Genomic DNA, 19,898 nt, shown 5'->3' on the forward strand with positions numbered 1-19,898 from the left:
TTTATTCGCTGGAATGAACCATAAGCTGACCATGAGAAAATGATGATCCTTTTCTGGCTCAATCTAAAAACTAGGGGCATCTTTTTCAACTTGTTAAATAACGTCGGTTGCATTCAACCCAAATACCTGCTTCACGATTTCCTCTTGCCAGTTTCGCATCGTTTTCAATATGCTGCGGACGGCAGGATGATCGATGTTCTCGCCTTGCTCCAACCAGCGTTTGAATCCCAAGCGAGCTACTTTATAATGAGGTGAAAACAACTGTTAATGTTCGATATATAGCCACAAAAAGAAGGAGTACCTTATGTCGTTTGAATTGAATATTCTAGTCCTGCAACAAGAAAATGTTGCTCCTGTTCCACTTAAATTTCCTTTTAAACTTCAAATTGAATTGAAAGAACAAGGTTTACAAGAGATATTTTGGCCGTTTATGAGTTCAAGCAAAGGCGTATAGTATACAGTCGGCATTGAAGAAGACGGACTTTATAGTGCATTACCGATACTGGAATCAGACTTTGAAACTGTAGACGATAGCGATTTACCTTATTGGGTAAAAGACGAGGAAGTCAAATCAAATCTCACAACAATGAGAATCGTTGATATTTACGAGGAAAAGTTGTTTGACCTAATGAGTTACTTGATAGAGCAATCTCCACTAAAAACGATTATGCTGATGTCACGGTACCAAGGTGAAGACAAGGAAATAGTTTGTGGTGTATTTTCACTAAACGAATTTATTGATTTACATGCACAAGGGAAAGTGTTATTTAACGTTTGTTATATTATCAGAGAAGTAAAATAAAGAGGTTATGAGGCATGGTGGACGGACTTGTCACGACGGTGATGGTATCATCATGTTGTACGTTGGTGAAGAGGAAATAGAAACAGCAGACAATCATGTATTGAAAGGAGGGTATTTTATTTTTGAGAATAAGATAGTATTCACGAATGATGGAGTTATAATATCTAATAAATCAGCTGGCAATATATTGTCTATTGAAATAGATGGTGATCAAATAGATTGGATGACAGATTTAAGCTGGCTAGATCAATTTGACGGTTTTGAAATCATTATAAAACATTATTCTAAATTTATGAGAAGTGAACCGAAACTAAAGAATGAAATAATTAATGATTTTGAAGAGATAATTTTACCTTTTTGGGAGAAAGAAGTGCAATGCGTCGTTGTCGGGGGGAAGCCCAAGTCTTTCAATCTTGGCTTAATTGATTAGTCGCTGTGCTGATAAAGATTTATTAATAATGATCCCTTCTATAATATTTTGGAACATAGTCTTGGATTATGAGTAAATACCAAACTGCACCCCAATGGTAGGTACGATCTACCATTGGGGTGCAGTTTTTTCATGACTGAAAATACAAGCATCTGAATTTAAGATAATGAATTAGCTATACCGTATTATCCAGCCCAGTATTGGACCTCACCAGAATCTCGTCGTAGCTTGCTTGCTCGTCTTCCTCTATTGTTTTCTTACGGGAGAGCAGTGTTCCGACATAACCGGCCAGAAATCCGAGCGGAATGGAGATCAGCCCTGGGGTCGAGAAAGGATAGAGGGGTTCGCCCGTGAAGATCGCTTTACCGGCCTCTGGATGAATGACGTTCGGACTGACGAGTACAAGGCCCACCGACGTGACAAGGCCAACCACCATGGCCCAGATGGCACCGTTGGTGTTGAATCTTTTCCAATAGATCGTGTATAAAATAACCGGCAGATTAGCACTAGCTGCGACGGCAAACGCAAGAGAGACGAGAAAGGCGACATTCAGATTTCGCGCGACAAGCGCAAGCAGAATAGACAGAATGGAGATTCCGATTGAAGCATAACGAGCCATGTTCATCTGCTCCTTCTCCGTCGCCTGTCCCTTGCGTAAGATTTGATTGTAAAAATCATGCGAGAACGCCGTAGCCGCAGTGAGCACGAGACCCGCAACGACCGCCAGAATCGTGGCAAAGGCTACAGCAGAAATGAATGCAAACATCATGTCCCCGCCAAGAGCTTGTGCCAGCAGAGGTGCAGCCATGTTGCCTGCCTGATCCTGCGCGATGATGGCACTATTGCCTACAAATGCGGCGGCACCGAAGCCAAGGAAGATCGTCATAACATAGAAAATACCGATGACCCAGGTTGCATATACGACAGAGCTGCGCGCTGTTTTGGCATCTTTTACCGTGAAGAAGCGGACCAAAATATGCGGGAGTCCTGCCGTTCCCAGTACAAGACCCATTGTCAGCGACAGCGTGTCGAGCCCATCCTTGTATTTGATTCCGGGATTCAGAAAGTTCTCGTTATGCGGCGTGGCAGTAATCATATGTGAGAACATGCCGGTAATGCTGAAATCGAATTTGTAGAGTACGAGGATGGAGATAACGAAGGTTCCACCCATGAGCAGAAAGGCCTTAACAATCTGTACCCAGCTGGTAGCATGCATCCCGCCAAAAATAACGTAAACCGTCATTAGAATGCCGACAATAATGACCGAGGTCGTAAATTCGATCCCGAGCAGCAGTTTAATCAAGGCGCCCGCTCCGACGAGCTGCGCAATCATATAGAAGATGGATATGGCAATCGTATTAAAGGCGGCGAAGCCCCGGATCTTCTTCATATGGAAGCGAACGGCGATCATGTCGGCAAACGTATATTTGCCCAGGTTCCGCAGCGGCTCAGCGACCAGGAACAGGACGACGAGATAAGCGACGAGGAAGCCGATGCTGTAGAAGAATCCATCAAATCCGGACAGGGCAATCATGCCCGCGATCCCAAGAAAAGAGGCGGCCGACATATAATCTCCGGCGATAGCGAGTCCATTCTGCCAGCCGGTCAGGCCTCCGCCAGCGGTGTAGAAGTCGCTTGCGGAGGTCGTTTTCTTCGAAGCCCAGTACGTGATGAGCAGTGTGGCGGCGACGATAACGAGAAACATGATAAAAGCAGCTGTATTCATAGGTCACCTCTCTTTTCCTCATCAATGATTTGACTGGACAGCTGATCGAATTTGGACGCTTTCTTGTAGTAGATCATGCAGAAAGCCCATGTCATGACAAATTGAAGAAAAGCCAGTACCCAAGCCCAGGTGATGCTGCCGATAAGCGGTGTATTCAGAATCGTCGTGTAGGAGGTGAGGATTGGCAGAGCAAAATAGAAGCAGAAGAAAAAGATCGTGAAGGGAATAATAAAGCGTTTCTTGTCTCGAAGCAGTTGTTGAAAAATAGCAGACTTAGCAATGTTAGAATATTCCTCGGGAGTACGTTTTGCCTTGGCAGGCTCGCGTTGCTGCAAGTTACTTTCCATATGCAATCCCTCGCATTCTATTAGTGTAAGCGCTTTTAAATTGGTGAAGCTTAAAGCTCAAATTCCGGAACTCATAACTCAATCCAATCATTCACCCCCTTTTTGACAAAGGTAATAAAGGGTTTTCTGTAAAACAATGTTATTATACTACAGGCTTGTGTAGGGTAATACAACTTTTTTACATAATAAAAGCAAGTTTCCAATAGGCAGATGGGCACATATAATGCACCCGAGATGAAAACGGCTGAACAGGAGGCTAATATATGATTCCCATGTATCCATACTACGGCAAGGAAGTGAAGTGCGAAGAAGTTCCCATTACATTCCCGCCCCAGCAGCAGGACCGCCAGCCCGGGTTTGAGTATGTGATGAACCCGCTGCCGATTGCGGACAATCCAGGGTATGTAGGAAGCGGCAAGCTTAAAGGGAAGGTTGCGATCATTACAGGAGGAGATAGTGGAATCGGCAGAGCGGTGGCGATTGCTTTTGCCAAGGAAGGTGCCAGCGTCTCGATCCCGTATTTGGATGAACACCAAGATGCAGAAGATACGAAACGAATGGTGGAGGCCTATGGTGGGAGCTGTCTTCTGCTTCCCGGCGATCTTAGAAATGAGGGACACTGCCGGGCAGTCGTGAACGAAACCGCGAACTGCTTCGGCAGGCTGGATATTCTTGTTATTAATCAAGCCGTACAATTCCCGCAGGAATGCATCACATCGATTACGGCACAGCAGCTGGATGATACGTTCCGGACGAACATTTACCCCAGCTTTTTTCTGACACAGGAAGCACTGAAGTATTTGAAGCCGGGGAGCTCCATCATCTCGACAACCTCGGTTACGGCCTATGCAGGCAATCCGCTCCTGCTTGATTATTCCTCTACCAAGGGAGCGATGGTATCCTTCACACGGTCCTTGTCCGAGCAGCTGGTCGGCTGTGGCATTCGCGTCAATGCGGTTGCCCCGGGTCCGATATGGACCCCGCTCCAGCCAGCGAGCTATCCGGCAGAGTACATCAAGACGCTGGGAGCAGATACGCCGATGAAGCGTGCCGGTCAGCCCTTTGAGCTGGCACCCACTTACGTCTATTTGGCCTCAGACGATTCCAGCTATGTTACCGGCCAGGTTTTGCATGTAAATGGAGGGACGATGGTGGGCTCCTAGCCTTCGAGTGTAAACGACGAATCGATATAGTTTAATCGTTGTTACTTGAATATAGCTATACCCTTCAGGATTTCATGGAAGTAGTAACTCCAGTTTTTTTCGGGTTTTGACGGAGCTGGAGCTGTTGTATTGGTTTCCGTTTCCATCCCAAGGGTGCTGTCAGCCGGCTCGCCATCCATATTTATCGTAGAATTTTGTTGACGCTTCTCGTTGTCTATCATAGGGATCACAACCTTTCTTGATATCTATTTTATCGGGTGGATTGCATTATTGGCATATCAATATTAAGGTATATGTAGAGTAATGCTTTATGAATGGAATGAATTAGGAGAGGTTTGATTTACAAATGAAAATAGATCGTGTGGACATGTCTATCCTGACCGAGCTTCAGAAGGATGCGCGTCTGTCTATGAGAGAGCTGGGAAGGCTGGTTAATTTGTCTGCACCCTCGGTAACAGAGAGGGTCAAACGAATGGAGGAGCAGGGACTCATTGAGGGCTATACCATACAGGTCAATCGCAAGAAGCTTGGGTTTACGATGGACTGCCTCATCGAAGTGACGCTGCAGCACGGAGACCATAAGCGCTTCAAGCCATTGATCGAGAGTTATCCGACGGTGCTGTCCTGTTACCGGATTGCAGGCAAGTCATGCTATATGGTGCTGCTTACCGTCAGCCAGCTGGATGAGATCGAGGAGTTCATCGATGCGATATCGACGTATGCCAATACGCTGACGCATGTTATTTTTTCAGAAGTTAAAGTGAATACGTCACTTGAGCAGCATACACCTTTACTGCCGGAGGCTTAACCAAAAAGGACAATCCAATCAATCAATTGGGTTGTCCTTTCGCTTATGCTTTCGTTTATTGAACTGTTTTTTGTGCTACATCATTTACGATATCACGGAGCTTGACCTGTGCAAGCTGGTCCTCCATAGCCCTTTGTGCAGCAGTAAAGATGGGCTCAATACTCCCTTGAATGCTGCGCCCTACCTCGCATGCGGGATTGGGGGAATCATGAAGTGAGAACAGGGCATTCTCGTTGACGGCGTGAACCGCATGATAGATATCTAGCAGCGTAATATCGGAAATGTCTTTTTTAAGCCTTGCACCTGCGACCCCGGGTCTGACCTCCACAAGTCCGGCTTTATTCAACATCCCCATAATTCTGCGGATCACGACGGGATTCGTTCCTACGCTTGCAGCAATGAATTCGGATGTATTTACACCTTCCTTATTGTAGTGCAGCAGTGTCAATATGTGAATGCCTACAGAGAATCGGCTGGTAATCATAAACGGATAACTCCTTTGTACGATCTTATATAAGAAGTATACATGAGTATATTATAACAGCAAGCCGTACTAGTCATTTCATAACTTAGGATTTTAAAGGACGATATGGATTCAGTTCATTATACAAAAAAATGGAGAAGCCTTAGGAACGGCATCTCCATTCTTCATTATATAGAGTCATTAGCTTTGTTCAGCTACGACTGTAAAACGCTTCTGCTTATGCTTGGCCGCTTCAATCTCATCCACGAGCGCTACTGCATAATCCGCATAACTGATATAGCTGTTGCCCTGGCTGTTTAGGATCAGGTTGTCTTGTCCTATTTGATAAGAACCGGTTCTTGCACCTTCTGGATCAAAGAATGCAGCAGGGCTGATAAAGGTCCAGTCTACACCTTCGGATGCTTTCAGGTCCTCAAGGTTTCTCGCTTGATTGCTAGCGGTTGGCTTGTAAGCATCCGGAAAATCGGGTGTATCGACAAGTTGCGTTGTTTTCTGTTCATCTACGTAGAGGCTGCCTGCACCTCCGACTACAATAAGACGAATATGGGTATTACTTAGCAGGCGAATAAGAGCCTGCCCTGCTTCCACATGAAGATGCTCTTGACCTGGAGCTGCGCCAAAAGCGTTAACGATAACGTCCAGGCCTTGTACATCTTCAGCAGTAATATGAAACACATCTTTCTCAATGACAGGAAATTCAGAGACTTTACTTGCATCACGGACAATGGCGGTGACGTTATGACCACGGCTTGCGGCTTCCTTTGCAATGAGTCTTCCTGCCTTGCCGCTTGCTCCAATAACTCCAATGTTCATATTTCATTCTCCTCCTATAATGGGTTTGTTCTTGGGATTAGTAATGATTTGTATATAATCCTGTAACTATATCAGTTACAATAACATGTAATCATTATAGTTACAAGTGTAAGTTATTGTCAACAACTTCAATAACTGCAAATTAACATTGCCCGAATACTTCACTGCTATACTGTCTACGGCTTGCTCAGAGCTTCATCATTTAAGTAGAGCTTACCCGAAGCGGTACGATTTTAAATGTAGGATTAGATCATGAAGGAGGAGATTCATATATCGGGCTTGGGAGCACGACTATGGGAGGTCTTTACAACCGCATTAAAGCTCGGACTCACTTCATTTGGAGGTCCGGTTGCGCACCTCGGCTACTTTCACAATGAATATGTCATGCGGAGAAAATGGATTGATGAACGTACCTACGCAGATCTGGTTGCGTTAAGCCACTTCCTGCCGGGTCCGGCCAGCAGCCAGGTTGGAATGGGTGTAGGCATGATGAGGGCGGGTGTACTCGGCGGGATTATAGCTTGGCTTGGTTTTACGCTGCCTTCTGTCATTGCCTTGTTTATTGCGGCTTCCTTATTGCAGCAGGCTGGCATCGTCGAGATCGGCTGGATGCATGGACTCAAAATTGTTGCTGTCGCGATTGTGGCACATGCCGTCTGGAATATGGGAAAAAGCCTTGCACCGGATCGGAGTAGAATGACTATTGCCGTGCTTGCCTTTGTCCTGGTCGTAATATGGCCTTCCGCTATCACGCAGGTTCTACTCATTATTGCCGCAGGACTTACAGGCATCTACTTGTATCGGGGGGCACAAGAGAAAAGCATCACATCAGTGGAGAACGTTCCGATTGGAAAAGGAATCGGTATCTCCTGTCTTGTGCTATTCTTTCTACTCCTCTTTGGATTGCCACTACTGAGTGAAATGACCGGCTCATCCTGGATCGCTTATTTTGACAGCTTCTACCGAGCGGGTGCTCTCGTATTCGGCGGAGGGCATGTCGTTCTTCCCATGCTGGAGAGAGAGCTGGTTCCGTCAGGATTGATTGATGCTGACTTCTTCCTGGCAGGTTATGGCCTTACTCAGGCAGTTCCAGGCCCGCTCTTTACGTTTGCTTCTTATCTGGGAACCATTATGGAGGGCGCACTCGGCGCGGTAATATTCACCGTAGCCATATTTCTCCCAGGTGCCTTGCTGATTATGGGAGCGATTCCTTTTTGGCAGCAGCTTAGAGGGAGAAATGGAATACAAGGTGCGCTGAAAGGCGTGAATGCTGCCGTTGTCGGACTATTGCTTTCCGCCTTTTATGATCCGGTATTTACCTCAGCTGTCCGCGGTCCATATGATTTCGTACTTGCGCTCGTCCTGTTTGTCATGCTGGTCTGGTGGAAGCTGCCGCCATGGATCATCGTGCTGCTCGGATTATTTAGTGGAATGGCTTTGTATCCATCGGTATAATACAATCAAAATAGATTGTTACACATCGAATTATGGGATAAAGGAGCCTTGAGATCAGGATGAGGATTACGGGACGAATGGTTATTAATCTTTTGCTCTTTGTGGTCGCTTTTGCAGGGATCAATACGTATATCGGCTGGAACATTTATCTGTTCCTTACGCAGTATTTTGAGGCAGTATCTCCGTTATGGCTGGGTCTCATTATGACCATTGTTGCACTTGGCTATGGAATTGGTCGGATCAAATGGCTTGGACATGCAGGGCGGTTCATTAAAGTACTGGGTTCATTTTATTTCGCGCTGCTGGAGTTCTTCGTCATCGTGCTCCCCATTGCGGATATTGCCGGCTGGATCAGCCATTTGGCAGGGGTAGAATCGGCAGTATATATCCCGTTTATCGGCTGGCTGGTAGCGGGACTGCTTGTTCTGTTCCTTGTCGCAGGTTCCTATAACGCATGGAGTCCTATTGTACGGCAGCATGAGATTTCTATTCACAAAAAGAAACCAGGAGGTCAGCCTGGAACGTACCGCATTGCCGTTGCTTCGGATATCCATTTGGGCAACATCGTTGGAAATCGTCACCTCGGCAGACTCATATCCATTATGAATGAAATGAAGCCGGATCTTATTCTGCTTGCCGGAGATGTGCTGGACGATTCAATCGAGCCATTCCTCAGGAACAAGATGTCAGAAGGAATGAAGAAGCTGAAGGCGAAGCATGGAGTGTATGCTGTTCTCGGCAATCATGAGTATTATGGCGGACACGTTGATCAGTATGTAGAAGAAATGGGGCTGCTCGGCATTCGAGTTCTGCAGGATGAGACGGTAACGACGGCGGGAGGAGCCCTTCAGATTGCCGGAAGAAAGGATCTTACTGCGGAGAAGACGGATCCGAAGAAACGCCTCCCTGTAGCCGAGCTGCTGGAGCCGTTGAATCATGAACAGCCGATTATTCTGCTGGATCATCAGCCGTATGCTTTTGAGAAGGCTGCTGAAGCGGGGGCCGATCTGCTGCTGTGCGGACACACCCACCGAGGACAATTTGCACCCAACCATTGGATTACCAAGCGATTGTTTGAGCTGGACTGGGGTTATATGCTGAAGGATAAAATGCATGTGATTGTGTCGTCCGGCTTCGGTTCCTGGGGACCACCCATTCGAATTGCCAGCCGTTCCGAAATCATTCAGATTGAGCTGAAATTAGAAGGTTAATGGATTTACTTATACCTTATCATTAAGACGCAGGTGTCATGATATTCATGATGCCTGTGTTTTTTACTGCTTTCCAAATAAAAGAAGAAATTAACATCTACATCACATCGTTATGTAAAAGGTGCAATGCGATAATACTTTAACCTAATAAACTAATAAAACGAGCTTGAGAGAGGAAATCAGAGAATTCTATAGATAATAGGAGTGATAAATTATTTTTATTTATCAAATAAATTTAGTCTATGTTAAAAATGTCGATTTTTGTTGGAAAAAGGCTTGATTTTAAATCCATCCTGCTTTACTATCAGAAAAACTAAATTCGTACCTAATCACTAAAAAAGTATCGTAAATAGACTCAAAAATATCTAAAACTATATGTAATTAGGAAATGTAGTGAGAAAACGAGTCGAAAAAGGAGCACCTAATGTGACTGAAGAAGAACATCAGCGGGCAATGTACTCCGGTCTTGATGATCTGGATCGCGGTATTGTTGGATTTCTGCAAGAGAATGCCCGTATACCCTTTACCCAAATTGCCAAGGAGTTAAACGTTACAGAGAAGACAGTTCGGCTGCGGGTCCAGCAGATGCAGGATGAAGGTGTCCTGAGCTTAGTAGGGATCGTCAATCCGGTAAAAGCCGGTATCCGAACCGAAACACTGATCTTTATCGCTGTAGAGGATCAAATGATGGAGGAAGTCACAGAAGCACTTCACGATATGCCTGAGGTCAGGCTGATGCTTCTGATTACCGGTGAATATCAGCTGATGCTTCAAGTGTTCACGAAGGACACCGATGAATTCTCCGAATTTTTAATGAAAAAGCTGAATAAAGTCAAAGGCATTACTCGTACTAATGTCATCATGGAGCTCAAGGTTCTCAAATCGAAGTTGAAGTTCGTTCGCTAGAGCTTCATCTTTTTAACCCTCAGTGCATATTTATGCACGTTATTCATTCCGATCTGTCCCTAATTAGGGGATTGGTTATAAATTTATTCTATAGAAAAGTGAGGTCATGAAGATGTTTACGAAAAAAATGAACAAACTCTTATCATCCGCAGTGCTAAGCAGCTTGCTTGTGCTAACTGCATGCGGCGGCGGCGGTGGCGGAGAAACAGCAACAGATGCAGGTGGTGCCGGCAGTTCTACTACAGGACAAAAGGTGCTTAACATTGGTCTGAAGGCGGATCCTCCAAGTCTTGACCCGATGTCATCCTCTTCGCTATATGACCGCCAAGTACAGAACAGTATTTATGACAAGCTGTTTGATGTAAATGCGGACGGCGAAGTGGTACCGATGCTCGTATCGGAATATACGGTTTCTGAAGATGGTCTTACGTATACTTTAACGCTTCATGACGGTATCACTTTCCAGGATGGAAGTGAGTTTAATGCAGAGGCGGTTAAATTCAACCTTGAACGCTATAAGCAGGAAGGCTCGAAGCGGATCAGCGAGTTGAACCCCATTGATACGGTTGAAGCAACAGATGAGTTAACAGTCGTGATTACACTTAAGGAGCCATTTGCTCCATTCTTGTCGGTATTATCTGATCGTTCCGGCATGATGGTATCTCCGGCAGCGGTTGAGAAGCATGGCGATAACTATGTTAAGAATCCGGTAGGAACGGGTCCATATGCCTTCGTTGAGCAGGTCAGCGGTGACCACGTGACTTTGAAGAAGAATGAGAACTATTGGAAGAATGAAGTGAAGATCGACGAAGTGAACTACAAAGTGTTCACGAACACGAGTGCGGCGGTACAGAACCTTCGCTCCGGCGTTGTCGATATTATTGATGAGATTCCGGTAAAAGAAATTCCAACCGTAGAAAGTGACCCGAACCTGACGGTCGTTGCCCAAGCAAACATGGGCTTCCAGGGGATTCATTTGAATAACACCGTAGGCGATCTGCAGAACAAATACCTGCGTCAGGCCGTGGATCTGGCTCTTGATCGGGAAGCGATTGTCAAAGTATTGTTCGACGGATACGGTGCACCGGCACATACACCATTTGCACCAGGCAGCCTTGCTTACAACGAAGAGCAGGACAAGTCTCCGGCAGTAGATGCAGCCAAAGTTCAAGAGCTGCTTGAAAAAGGCGGAAAGCCGGATGGCTTCAGCTTCAAAATGCAAATTTCTACAACGACAGAGAATGAGCAGTTTGGTGCCGTCATCCAGAACATGCTGAAGGCACACAAGATCAACGTTGAGCTTGAGAAAGTCGAGTACGGTACGATGCTGGAGAATGGCGACAGCGGTAACTTCGAAGCGATGCAACTGGGCTGGTCTGGCCGGATCGACCCGGATCAGAACGTGTATGACTTCCTGGTAACGGGCATGCCGAACAACCAAGGCCGTATTTCTGAGCCTGAGCTTGATGAAGTATTGATTGCCGCTCGTGCGGAGCAGGACACAGCGAAGCGTGCAGAGCTGTACCAGCAGGCGATGGATATCGTTCATGAGAACGGAAGCTATATCTACATCTATCATAACTACGATAAATTCGGTGTATCAAACAAAGTACAGGGCTTTACCTACATTCCTGACGGCATCATTCGTACAGCGAACCTGGATATTCAATAACAGTGGAGAGAAAAGGAATATAGGATGTTTAGCATCTCACCTCTAAAGCCTATAATCCCTTTCTCAGTCTGCAAAATAACACTCTAACACAACAAGAAAGCGGAATTCAAATTTCGCTTTCTTGTGTCATTGATAATGGATTTTTGTCAAATAAACAAAATTGGGAGAGAGAGCTCATGATGTTTGTATTAAAGCGTATTTTACTCGCGATCCCCATTCTGTTCTTGGTGTCGATCATGACGTTCTCCTTGATCCATCTCATACCGGGCGATCCAGCCCGAGTCATTCTGGGTCAAGAGGCTACACCGGAGGCACTCGCGAGCTTGAGAGCCGAGCTTGGCCTCGACAAGCCGATTGTACAGCAGTATTTTACATGGCTTGGCAATGTGCTTCAGGGAGATTTGGGGACATCGATTACAGACCATGTACCTGTAAGTGAACTCATTGCACAGCGGCTGCCTGCCACGATACAGCTGACGATCGGAAGCTTTATCGTTGCGCTGCTGATCGCAGTACCCGCGGGGATTCTTGCCGCAGTTAAACGTAACACGTGGATCGACTATCTCAGTTCATTTGGAGCGCTTGGCGGCATGAGTATTCCGAGTTTCTGGCTCGCCATGATGCTCATTATTTATTTTACCGTTGAAAACAACTGGCTTCCTTCATCGGGATACGTTCCTTTTTCCGTAGACTGGAAGGCCAATTTATTAGCACTTATTCTTCCTTGTATTGCAACAGGACTTAGAGAATCGGCTGAACTGATGCGGATGCTTCGTTCCTCACTCGTTGAGGTCGTTAATATGGATTTTGTCCGTACGGCCAAGGCCAAAGGTCTCAATGAATGGGCAACGATATTCAAGCACGTGCTGAGAAATGCCTTGATCCCTGTCGTGACAAGCTCCGGTATTCTTATAGCTGGACTCATCGGCGGTCTAGTCATCACCGAGTCCATCTTCTCGATCCCCGGCTTCGGCCGACTGATCGTAGAATCTGTGTTCAAACGTGACTATGTAACGGTACAGGGCGCGATTCTCGTATCGGCGCTTCTCGTCGTCGTAATCAACATCATCGTGGATCTACTCTATGCGGTCATTGATCCTCGTATCAAATCAGGTAAGGGGGCATAGACGGATGAAAAAGTTCAAAAAGTTCTTTAAATCCGGACTTGGTGTCCTAGGAACACTCATTATTCTTGTCCTTATTATAACGGCTGTATTTGCAAGCTCTATTGCTCCATATGATCCGAATATGCAGGATTATAACAAGATTCTGCAAGAGCCAAGCAGTGAGCATCTGTTCGGTACGGATGATCTGGGCCGGGATATCTTCTCCCGTGTCGTATACGGAGCACAGATTTCTATTAAAGCAGCCTTGATGTCTGTAGCCATTGCCGTCTGCATCGGGGTACCGATTGGACTGCTCACCGGTTATTACCGGGGGTTCTGGGATGAGTGGGTCGTGATGCGGATTGTCGATTCGTTTCAAGCCTTTCCGTTTCTCATTCTGGCACTCGCGCTCTCGGCTGTTCTTGGAGCCGGCTTCGGTAATGCGATGCTGGCCATCGGTATCGGCTTTGCGCCTACCTTTGTACGGATTACGAGAGGACAGGTGCTTAGTCTCCGTAACATGGAGTATGTGCATGCAGCCAAATCCGTGGGGGCGAAGGACGGACGTATTATCTTCGGTCATATTTTACCGAATGCACTGGGTCCCATCATTATTCAGGCGACCTTGACGATGGCGAGTGGAATCCTGGCTGAAGCTTCTCTGTCTTATCTGGGACTGGGTGTGCAGCCGCCGACGCCGTCTTGGGGAAGCATGCTGAATCAGGCACAGAGCCTGATGAGTGTAGCGCCTTACGCAACATTGTATCCGGGTCTGGCGATCTTCGTCGTTGTACTTGGATTTAACTTGCTTGGTGATGGATTGCAGCAGTTCCTGAATCCGCGCGCAAGGAAATAGAAAGGGGGGTCCGTAAACCATGACAACTATATTAGATGTACAACAGCTAAGAACGCGGTTTAAGACTGATTATGGACAAGTCGCGGTCGTTGATGGCGTGGACTTCTCCATAAAAGAAGGAGAAACGCTCGGCGTCGTGGGTGAATCTGGCTGCGGCAAGAGCGTGACCAGCTTGTCCATCATGCGGCTTCTGGCAGGGAATGGAGCCTCAGAGGGACAAATCTTATTCAAAGGAAACAACCTTCTGGATATTTCGGAGAAACAAATGCAGAAAATCCGGGGTAACGATATCGCGATGATTTTTCAGGAGCCGATGACATCGCTGAATCCCCTTCAAACCGTCGGTCATCAGATCGAGGAAGCCGTCCTGCTGCACCGGAAGGTATCGAAGAAGGAAGCGAAGGAGCGGGCCATCGAAATGCTGAAGGCGGTCGGCATGCCGCGTGCGGGAGAAATTTACGGAGAGTATCCGCATCAGCTCTCCGGCGGTATGCGGCAGCGGGTGATGATCGCCATGGCCATGTCTTGTGAGCCGAAGCTGATTATCGCCGATGAGCCGACCACTGCGCTGGATGTAACGATTCAGGCACAGATCTTGGAGCTTATGCAGAAAGTGAAGGAAGACACGAATACGTCTATTATGCTGATTACACATGATCTCGGTGTCGTAGCAGAGATGTGCGACCGGGTTATCGTGATGTATGCGGGACAGGTCGTGGAAGAAGCCGAGAAATTCGAGCTGTTCGAGAATCCGAAGCATCCGTATACGGTGGGGCTGATGAACTCGATTCCTGAGCTGTCAGAAGAGGTGGAGTTCCTGGAGACGATTCCGGGTTCGGTTCCGCTGGCACATGAGATGCCGAAGGGCTGCCGTTTTGCTCCAAGATGCAGCAAGGTGATGCCGATCTGTCAGGAGCAGGAGCCTTCACTGTTTAAGCTGGACGGACAGAAATGCCGCTGCTGGCTGTACGCGGAAGGGGATGAGTAAGATGGAACCAATACTACGTGTGAAAGGTCTGAAGCAGCATTTTCCGATTCATGCCGGAGCCTTCAATAAAGTGGTCGGACATGTCCGCGCCGTCGATGGCATTGATCTGGAAGTCTATCCCGGTGAAACCCTTGGTATCGTAGGTGAATCCGGGTGCGGTAAATCAACCACGGGCAGAACAATTATGAGATTGAACGAGCCGACAGAAGGGGAAGTGATCTTCGGCGGCAAGGACCTCGCGAAGCTGGGCAAAGAGGAGATGCGTAAGACAAGACGCGATATCCAGATGGTATTCCAGGACCCATTCGCCTCGCTTAATCCGCGGAAGACGATCCGTAAGATTTTGCTTGAATCCCTAGCGGTTCACAAGATCGGTACAGCGAAGGAACGGAACGGGATGGTGGAGAAGATCATCGAGATCGTCGGCTTGAAAAAGGAGCACCTGGATCGTCATCCGCATGACTTCTCCGGCGGGCAGCGCCAGCGGATCGGGATTGCCCGGGCACTTGTGCTGAATCCGAAACTCATTATTGCCGATGAGCCGGTATCTGCCCTGGACGTTTCAATTCAATCACAGGTATTGAATCTGCTCAAGAATTTGAAACAGGATTTCGACCTTACATTGATGTTTATCTCTCATGATCTGTCTGTCGTTAAGCATTTGTGCGATCGGGTTGCCGTGATGTATCTCGGCCGGATTGTAGAGATTGCGGATAAGCGGAGTTTGTTTGCGAATCCAAGTCATCCTTATACCCAGGCACTCTTGTCTGCGGTGCCGCAGGCGAATCCAAGACTGAAGAGAGAGCGCATCCTGCTGACAGGCGACTTGCCGAGTCCGGCAAATCCACCGTCAGGCTGCACGTTCCATCCGCGCTGCCGCTTTGCGACAGAAGAGTGTAAGACGACAGCGCCGCAGCTAAGAGATATTGGCGACGGACATCAGGTGTCCTGCCATTATGCAGAGCAAATACTCGAGAGTCTGCGGGCCAAGGAGTCACAAGGTGTTGTGCACTAGTTCAATCTATCAAGGGGGAAATCATCCATGAAGACGTTCGACCCATTATCTTACCCATATACATCCCAGCGCAATGCGACCTACGCAAAGAACGGAATGGTGGCTACCTCACAGCCACTTGCCGCACAGGCAGGGCTCGACATTCTGAAGCGCGGAGGCAATGCGATTGATGCAGCTATAGCAACAGCAGCCTGTCTTACCGTCGTTGAACCGACTTCGAATGGAATCGGCGGAGATGCATTTGCCATTGTCTGGACAAAAGGCGAGCTCCACGGCTTGAATGCGAGTGGACCTTCACCCGCAGGTATTTCCATTGAGTCCGTGAAGGAGCAAGGACATGACAAGATGCCAACATATGGCTGGCTTCCTGTTACCGTCCCTGGTGCGCCATCCGCTTGGAAGGCGTTATCTGACCGCTTCGGCAAGCTTCCACTTGCGGAAGTGCTTCAGCCTGCTATCGACTATGCGGAGAATGGATTTCCGCTGACACCCACGCTGGGTTATTACTGGAATCTGGCCTATAACAAGTTCAAGGAGAAGCTGGACGGTCCTGAATTTGCCGGATGGTTCGAAACCTTTGCACCGGAAGGAAGAGCTCCGAAGATCGGAGAGATCTGGAAATCACCGGGACATGCGAAGACCCTTCGTGCTATTGCGGAGACAGGAGCAGAGTCCTTCTATCGCGGAGAAATTGCTGATCAGATCGATGCCTTCTCCCGCGAGCATGGCGGATTCCTGCGCAAAGAGGACTTGGCAGCTTATTATCCGGAATGGGTAGATCCGATCTCTGTAAATTATAAAGGCTATGACGTATGGGAAATTCCGCCGAACGGTCAGGGGCTTGTCGCTTTGCTTGCACTGAACATGCTGAAGAAGGATGAGTTCGCCGCTCGTGATACGGTGCATACCCATCATCTACAGATGGAGGCAATGAAGCTGGCCTTTACGGATGGACTGAACTACATTACCCAGCCTGACAAAATGAAGGTGACGGTGGAAGAGCTTCTGTCTGATGCGTACGCGGAAGAGAGAAGAGCACTGATCGGCGAAGAGGCGATCCAGCCGGAACCGGGTAATCCGGCCAGAAGCGGCACAGTATATCTGGCAGCTGCCGACGGTGAAGGGAATATGATCTCCTTTATTCAGAGCAATTACATGGGCTTCGGTTCTGGAGTGGTCGTTCCCGGTACAGGAATCGGGCTGCAAAACCGCGGACATTCCTTCTCGCTGGATGAGACGCATGCCAACCGGCTCGAAGGCGGTAAGAAATCCTACCATACCATTATTCCGGGCTTCTTGACCAAGGATGGCAAGCCGGTCGGACCATTTGGTGTTATGGGTGGATTCATGCAGCCACAGGGTCATATGCAGGTTGTGATGAACATGATTGACTTTAATCTGAACCCGCAGTCTGCACTGGATGCACCTCGCTGGCAGTGGATTGAAGGCAAGACAGTGGAAGTCGAGCCGAACTTCCCGGATCATATTGCACTCAGCCTGTCCAGAAAAGGTCATGACATAAGGCGGGCGAACAGTACAGGCGGCTTTGGCCGCGGACAGATTATTGTACGGGACAACGAGAATGGGGTGCTGGTAGGAGGTACGGATTACCGTACAGATGGTACCATTGCAGCCTGGTAATATTTTTTCTTCTATTATATATAATGAACATATATGAACCTTAACTGAATGAGTATTTCATTCGGTTAAGGTTTTTTTGGCGGGCAAAGGATGGAAGTGGGATAAACTTGTCTAATATATATAGCAGTGGGGGGAATCTGTTGCTTTTTGTTCAATTTTTGAGATAATTACTTCCGCATTGTTGTCTAGAATGGCCCGAGTGGGCTATTCAACATTGCAAGTCATTTAAGTTATGCTGATGTACATAGAGTTTAATCAATTTAATATTGAGCACAGAAAGGAACGAAAATAATGAAAAAAGTCGTATTAATGTTAGTCCTATTTCTATTACTGATGCCGGGAGCAGCGTTTGCGCATACGCATCTCGAGAGCTCATTGCCTGCCGATGGGGAAGAGATCACCGCAGAGCTGACAGAGGTTCAGCTGACCTTTGAAGGACCGATTGAGCAGCTGAGCACGGTAGAAGTCGTAGGTGAAAATGGCGATAAGGTAGAGCTGGCTTCAACGGAAGTTGAAGGAAATGTGCTTACGGGAACCGCAGCTGCTCCGTTTGCGAATGGCAAGTATACAGCGAACTGGAAGATTATCGGGGAAGATGGCCATGAAGTCACAGGCAGTGTTGCGTTTACCGTAAATGCACCTGAGACAGCGCCGGAAGCAGATGCACCGCCTGCAGAGGAGAATAACGGAGATACTCCCGTATCTAATGAGGATCAGGGAACAGAGGAGCCTGCTGCGGATACAAGTACAGAAGCTCCGGCAGGAGAAGCAGCTGAGAATACGGCAGAGACTGCACAGCCTGAGACAGCATCCGGCTTTAACAATACAGCTCTCTGGATTGGTATTGTGGCTGCCATTGTAATTGCGGGTGTTTATGTAGCGATGCGTAAGAGAGGTAAAAAATAAACATGTCTTTCCTAAGCGATGGACTATTATATATCTGCTATGCATTTCTAATGGGGAGCCTGCTGGTGCAGCTTGCACCGGCAGGCTCTAAACCGCTGGTAGAGATTCCGCGCTGGACCGTTAATTTGAGCATCGTCGGCATTATTCTGCTTGCGTCTGCTCCTCTCCTGCAGATCATCATAAGATTTGGGCCGAGCATCGGTTATGGTCAAGCGATTTCGAGTGTATTATTTACTTTCAAAGAAGGCAGAGCGTATTTAATTGTCGTTGGATTATGTATCCTGCTCCTGCTCCAATTCCTGCTATTCAAGAATTCACTGCAGGAGAAGAAAGTACTGTATCCATCGGTATTGATTACTGTTTGTATCATTGCGATCTTCGGATGGTCCAGCCATCTGGGGGCGATCGCCGGGCTTAAAGGAGCGGCCATACAGTTTCTGCATATGCTCGGTGTAGCGGTATGGATTGGCATTCTGCTTGTGATTGCCTGGTTTACACAAGAGGCGAGGAACTGGCCTGCATTTCTAAAATGGTACACACCTGTGGCGATTGCCGGTGTGCTCATGATTCTGGTCTCCGGTCTCATGACCATGTCTTACACGACACCGGAGTATGTGAATTCCTGGATACTATCCTATGGCCAAGCACTGCTAATGAAGCATCTGCTGTTCATTCCGCTGATCGTGTTTGGTTTTGGCAACGGTTTTATTTATAAGCACAAATTAAAGTCCAATCCTAGCTTTAATCCGATTCCTTGGCTTCGAGCAGAAGCTATTATCGTGATTCTCGTCTTCGGCTTCACGGCATTTATGAAGCTGCAGACACCTCCGCATGAAGTGGCGGAGACGCTTAAATACAGCGAACCGTCCGCTATGTTTACAATGCTGCATCCGGAAGCGAGTCTTCCGCTATCCATCAGCCTAACTGCCTGGGCCTTGATCCCCGGGATCATTGCGCTGCTCAGCCTTGGAACCATCGTGTATTCGTTCCGACGGAATCAATCAAGACCTGGCAGCTCCCTGATAGCAGGACTTGTGTTTGTCATGAGTGCCTACGCAGCAGTGATGCTCTGTGTACAATAAAAAAGAAGGCATAATTCGAAGCCCCTTACGTCAGGAGCAGGTGTACATCCATGAGATGAATCCGTCCTTTTGAACGAAAGGGGCTTTACCTAGACAACGGGTCCTTTTGTTTACAAATGAAGGAGGGCAGATATAATTATATTCATGGAACCTATAATGATTCATAAAGTGTTATCGAATGAGACGCGTCGGGATATTCTTGAATGGCTCAAGAATCCGGAAGAGCATTTCGGCGAGAAGTATCATCGTCCGCCGGGTGGTGATGTATCAAAGGGTGTATGTGTCGGAGATATTCAGGTCAAGGCTGGACTTGCCCAATCGGTGATCTCAAGCTATCTCCTTGCGATGCAGAAGGCCGGGCTGCTCATATCGGAACGAGTGGGACAGTGGACGTATTACAGACGCAATGAAGACGTCATTAAGCAGTTTTGTGAAGAGCTGACAAACAACTTATAAAGAAAGGAGTCCGTTGTTTTTATCATCTATT

20 protein-coding genes are annotated in these 19,898 nt (G+C 47.4%); 16 read left to right on the plus strand and 4 right to left on the minus strand.

Translation table 11 applies throughout. The features are described from left to right. The first annotated feature begins 304 nt into the window (after positions 1-304). Both ACFSVM_RS15940 and ACFSVM_RS15945 read left to right on the plus strand, forming a co-directional pair. Positions 305-454 (plus strand): hypothetical protein, encoded by a 150-nt coding sequence (locus tag ACFSVM_RS15940; RefSeq protein ID WP_379263332.1) that lies wholly within the window; start codon positions 305-307, stop codon positions 452-454. 400 nt (positions 455-854) lie between these two features. Next, positions 855-1,232, plus strand: a complete 378-nt coding sequence (locus ACFSVM_RS15945) for a hypothetical protein (protein WP_379263334.1) — start codon at positions 855-857, stop codon at positions 1,230-1,232. Between the two features lie 175 nt (positions 1,233-1,407). On the opposite strand, the gene ACFSVM_RS15950 is transcribed toward ACFSVM_RS15945, so the two are convergent. After that, positions 1,408-2,958 (minus strand): solute symporter family protein, encoded by a 1,551-nt coding sequence (locus tag ACFSVM_RS15950; protein WP_379263336.1) that lies wholly within the window; start codon positions 2,956-2,958, stop codon positions 1,408-1,410. Beyond that, positions 2,955-3,305, minus strand: coding sequence for a DUF485 domain-containing protein (locus tag ACFSVM_RS15955; RefSeq protein WP_379263338.1), 351 nt, complete (start codon positions 3,303-3,305; stop codon positions 2,955-2,957). The genes ACFSVM_RS15950 and ACFSVM_RS15955 overlap by 4 nt, the downstream gene beginning before the upstream one ends. A 263-nt stretch (positions 3,306-3,568) precedes the next feature. Here ACFSVM_RS15955 and ACFSVM_RS15960 point away from each other — a divergent pair, with 263 nt between their 5' ends. Next, on the plus strand, positions 3,569-4,468 hold the full coding sequence (locus ACFSVM_RS15960) for an SDR family oxidoreductase (protein ID WP_274359350.1): 900 nt from the start codon (positions 3,569-3,571) through the stop codon (positions 4,466-4,468). Between the two features lie 346 nt (positions 4,469-4,814). Continuing rightward, positions 4,815-5,276, plus strand: coding sequence for an Lrp/AsnC family transcriptional regulator (locus tag ACFSVM_RS15965; RefSeq protein ID WP_076314686.1), 462 nt, complete (start codon positions 4,815-4,817; stop codon positions 5,274-5,276). Between the two features lie 55 nt (positions 5,277-5,331). Here ACFSVM_RS15965 and ACFSVM_RS15970 read toward each other — a convergent pair whose 3' ends face one another. Both ACFSVM_RS15970 and ACFSVM_RS15975 read right to left on the minus strand, forming a co-directional pair. Beyond that, on the minus strand, positions 5,332-5,760 hold the full coding sequence (locus ACFSVM_RS15970) for an Rrf2 family transcriptional regulator (protein WP_379263341.1): 429 nt from the start codon (positions 5,758-5,760) through the stop codon (positions 5,332-5,334). Positions 5,761-5,940: 180 nt separating this feature from the next. After that, the gene (locus ACFSVM_RS15975) at positions 5,941-6,573 is read right to left on the minus strand and encodes an NAD(P)-dependent oxidoreductase (protein ID WP_076314684.1); all 633 of its coding nucleotides are present in this window, start codon (positions 6,571-6,573) and stop codon (positions 5,941-5,943) included. Positions 6,574-6,825: 252 nt separating this feature from the next. Between ACFSVM_RS15975 and ACFSVM_RS15980 the strand changes: the two genes are divergently transcribed. The 12 genes from ACFSVM_RS15980 to ACFSVM_RS16035 all read left to right on the plus strand — a co-directional run bounded on the left by ACFSVM_RS15980 (position 6,826) and on the right by ACFSVM_RS16035 (position 19,867). Then, positions 6,826-8,028, plus strand: coding sequence for a chromate transporter (locus ACFSVM_RS15980; protein WP_379263344.1), 1,203 nt, complete (start codon positions 6,826-6,828; stop codon positions 8,026-8,028). 59 nt (positions 8,029-8,087) lie between these two features. After that, positions 8,088-9,239 carry a metallophosphoesterase gene (locus ACFSVM_RS15985; RefSeq protein WP_379263346.1) on the plus strand — a complete coding sequence of 384 codons (1,152 nt, stop codon included), beginning with the start codon at positions 8,088-8,090 and terminating at the stop codon, positions 9,237-9,239. 426 nt (positions 9,240-9,665) lie between these two features. After that, entirely contained in the window at positions 9,666-10,145 is a 480-nt protein-coding gene (locus tag ACFSVM_RS15990) for an Lrp/AsnC family transcriptional regulator (RefSeq protein ID WP_256209789.1), read from the plus strand. A gap of 112 nt (positions 10,146-10,257) precedes the next feature. After that, positions 10,258-11,817: an ABC transporter substrate-binding protein gene (locus ACFSVM_RS15995; protein ID WP_076314681.1), complete on the plus strand. Its 1,560-nt coding sequence runs from the start codon at positions 10,258-10,260 to the stop codon at positions 11,815-11,817. Positions 11,818-11,993: 176 nt separating this feature from the next. Next, positions 11,994-12,944: an ABC transporter permease gene (locus ACFSVM_RS16000; protein WP_047911556.1), complete on the plus strand. Its 951-nt coding sequence runs from the start codon at positions 11,994-11,996 to the stop codon at positions 12,942-12,944. A 4-nt stretch (positions 12,945-12,948) separates the two neighbouring features. Then, positions 12,949-13,779 (plus strand): ABC transporter permease, encoded by an 831-nt coding sequence (locus ACFSVM_RS16005; protein WP_076314680.1) that lies wholly within the window; start codon positions 12,949-12,951, stop codon positions 13,777-13,779. Positions 13,780-13,798: 19 nt separating this feature from the next. Then, complete coding sequence (locus ACFSVM_RS16010) at positions 13,799-14,767, plus strand: ABC transporter ATP-binding protein (RefSeq protein WP_379263350.1); 969 nt, start codon at positions 13,799-13,801, stop codon at positions 14,765-14,767. A gap of 1 nt (position 14,768) precedes the next feature. Then, entirely contained in the window at positions 14,769-15,782 is a 1,014-nt protein-coding gene (locus ACFSVM_RS16015; protein ID WP_379263352.1) for an ABC transporter ATP-binding protein, read from the plus strand. Between the two features lie 27 nt (positions 15,783-15,809). Then, a complete protein-coding gene (locus ACFSVM_RS16020; RefSeq protein WP_379263354.1) occupies positions 15,810-17,423 on the plus strand; it encodes a gamma-glutamyltransferase family protein in 1,614 nt (537 codons plus the stop codon). Between the two features lie 291 nt (positions 17,424-17,714). After that, complete coding sequence (locus ACFSVM_RS16025) at positions 17,715-18,329, plus strand: copper resistance CopC family protein (protein ID WP_379263356.1); 615 nt, start codon at positions 17,715-17,717, stop codon at positions 18,327-18,329. A 2-nt stretch (positions 18,330-18,331) separates the two neighbouring features. Further along, positions 18,332-19,411 (plus strand): copper resistance D family protein, encoded by a 1,080-nt coding sequence (locus ACFSVM_RS16030; protein WP_090725589.1) that lies wholly within the window; start codon positions 18,332-18,334, stop codon positions 19,409-19,411. 144 nt (positions 19,412-19,555) lie between these two features. Then, positions 19,556-19,867: an ArsR/SmtB family transcription factor gene (locus ACFSVM_RS16035; RefSeq protein ID WP_076314675.1), complete on the plus strand. Its 312-nt coding sequence runs from the start codon at positions 19,556-19,558 to the stop codon at positions 19,865-19,867. Positions 19,868-19,898 lie beyond the last annotated feature (31 nt).

Origin of the sequence: Paenibacillus shunpengii (assembly GCF_042684905.1) — a bacterium.
Classification (GTDB): domain Bacteria; phylum Bacillota; class Bacilli; order Paenibacillales; family Paenibacillaceae; genus Paenibacillus; species Paenibacillus shunpengii.

Bases quoted from the DNA above. Each gene is read 5' to 3' on its own strand.
- ACFSVM_RS16030 (WP_090725589.1), top strand. From the start codon at position 18,332: ATGTCTTTCCTAAGCGATGGACTATTATATATCTGCTATGCATTTCTA.
- ACFSVM_RS16015 (WP_379263352.1), top strand. From the start codon at position 14,769: ATGGAACCAATACTACGTGTGAAAGGTCTGAAGCAGCATTTTCCGATT.
- ACFSVM_RS15940 (WP_379263332.1), top strand. From the start codon at position 305: ATGTCGTTTGAATTGAATATTCTAGTCCTGCAACAAGAAAATGTTGCT.
- ACFSVM_RS16005 (WP_076314680.1), top strand. From the start codon at position 12,949: ATGAAAAAGTTCAAAAAGTTCTTTAAATCCGGACTTGGTGTCCTAGGA.
- ACFSVM_RS16000 (WP_047911556.1), top strand. From the start codon at position 11,994: ATGATGTTTGTATTAAAGCGTATTTTACTCGCGATCCCCATTCTGTTC.
- ACFSVM_RS15960 (WP_274359350.1), top strand. From the start codon at position 3,569: ATGATTCCCATGTATCCATACTACGGCAAGGAAGTGAAGTGCGAAGAA.
- ACFSVM_RS16020 (WP_379263354.1), top strand. From the start codon at position 15,810: ATGAAGACGTTCGACCCATTATCTTACCCATATACATCCCAGCGCAAT.
- ACFSVM_RS15965 (WP_076314686.1), top strand. From the start codon at position 4,815: ATGAAAATAGATCGTGTGGACATGTCTATCCTGACCGAGCTTCAGAAG.
- ACFSVM_RS15955 (WP_379263338.1), bottom strand. From the start codon at position 3,305: ATGGAAAGTAACTTGCAGCAACGCGAGCCTGCCAAGGCAAAACGTACT.
- ACFSVM_RS15980 (WP_379263344.1), top strand. From the start codon at position 6,826: ATGAAGGAGGAGATTCATATATCGGGCTTGGGAGCACGACTATGGGAG.
- ACFSVM_RS15945 (WP_379263334.1), top strand. From the start codon at position 855: ATGTTGTACGTTGGTGAAGAGGAAATAGAAACAGCAGACAATCATGTA.
- ACFSVM_RS15995 (WP_076314681.1), top strand. From the start codon at position 10,258: ATGTTTACGAAAAAAATGAACAAACTCTTATCATCCGCAGTGCTAAGC.
- ACFSVM_RS15950 (WP_379263336.1), bottom strand. From the start codon at position 2,958: ATGAATACAGCTGCTTTTATCATGTTTCTCGTTATCGTCGCCGCCACA.
- ACFSVM_RS15975 (WP_076314684.1), bottom strand. From the start codon at position 6,573: ATGAACATTGGAGTTATTGGAGCAAGCGGCAAGGCAGGAAGACTCATT.
- ACFSVM_RS16025 (WP_379263356.1), top strand. From the start codon at position 17,715: ATGAAAAAAGTCGTATTAATGTTAGTCCTATTTCTATTACTGATGCCG.
- ACFSVM_RS15970 (WP_379263341.1), bottom strand. From the start codon at position 5,760: ATGATTACCAGCCGATTCTCTGTAGGCATTCACATATTGACACTGCTG.
- ACFSVM_RS16010 (WP_379263350.1), top strand. From the start codon at position 13,799: ATGACAACTATATTAGATGTACAACAGCTAAGAACGCGGTTTAAGACT.
- ACFSVM_RS16035 (WP_076314675.1), top strand. From the start codon at position 19,556: ATGGAACCTATAATGATTCATAAAGTGTTATCGAATGAGACGCGTCGG.
- ACFSVM_RS15985 (WP_379263346.1), top strand. From the start codon at position 8,088: ATGAGGATTACGGGACGAATGGTTATTAATCTTTTGCTCTTTGTGGTC.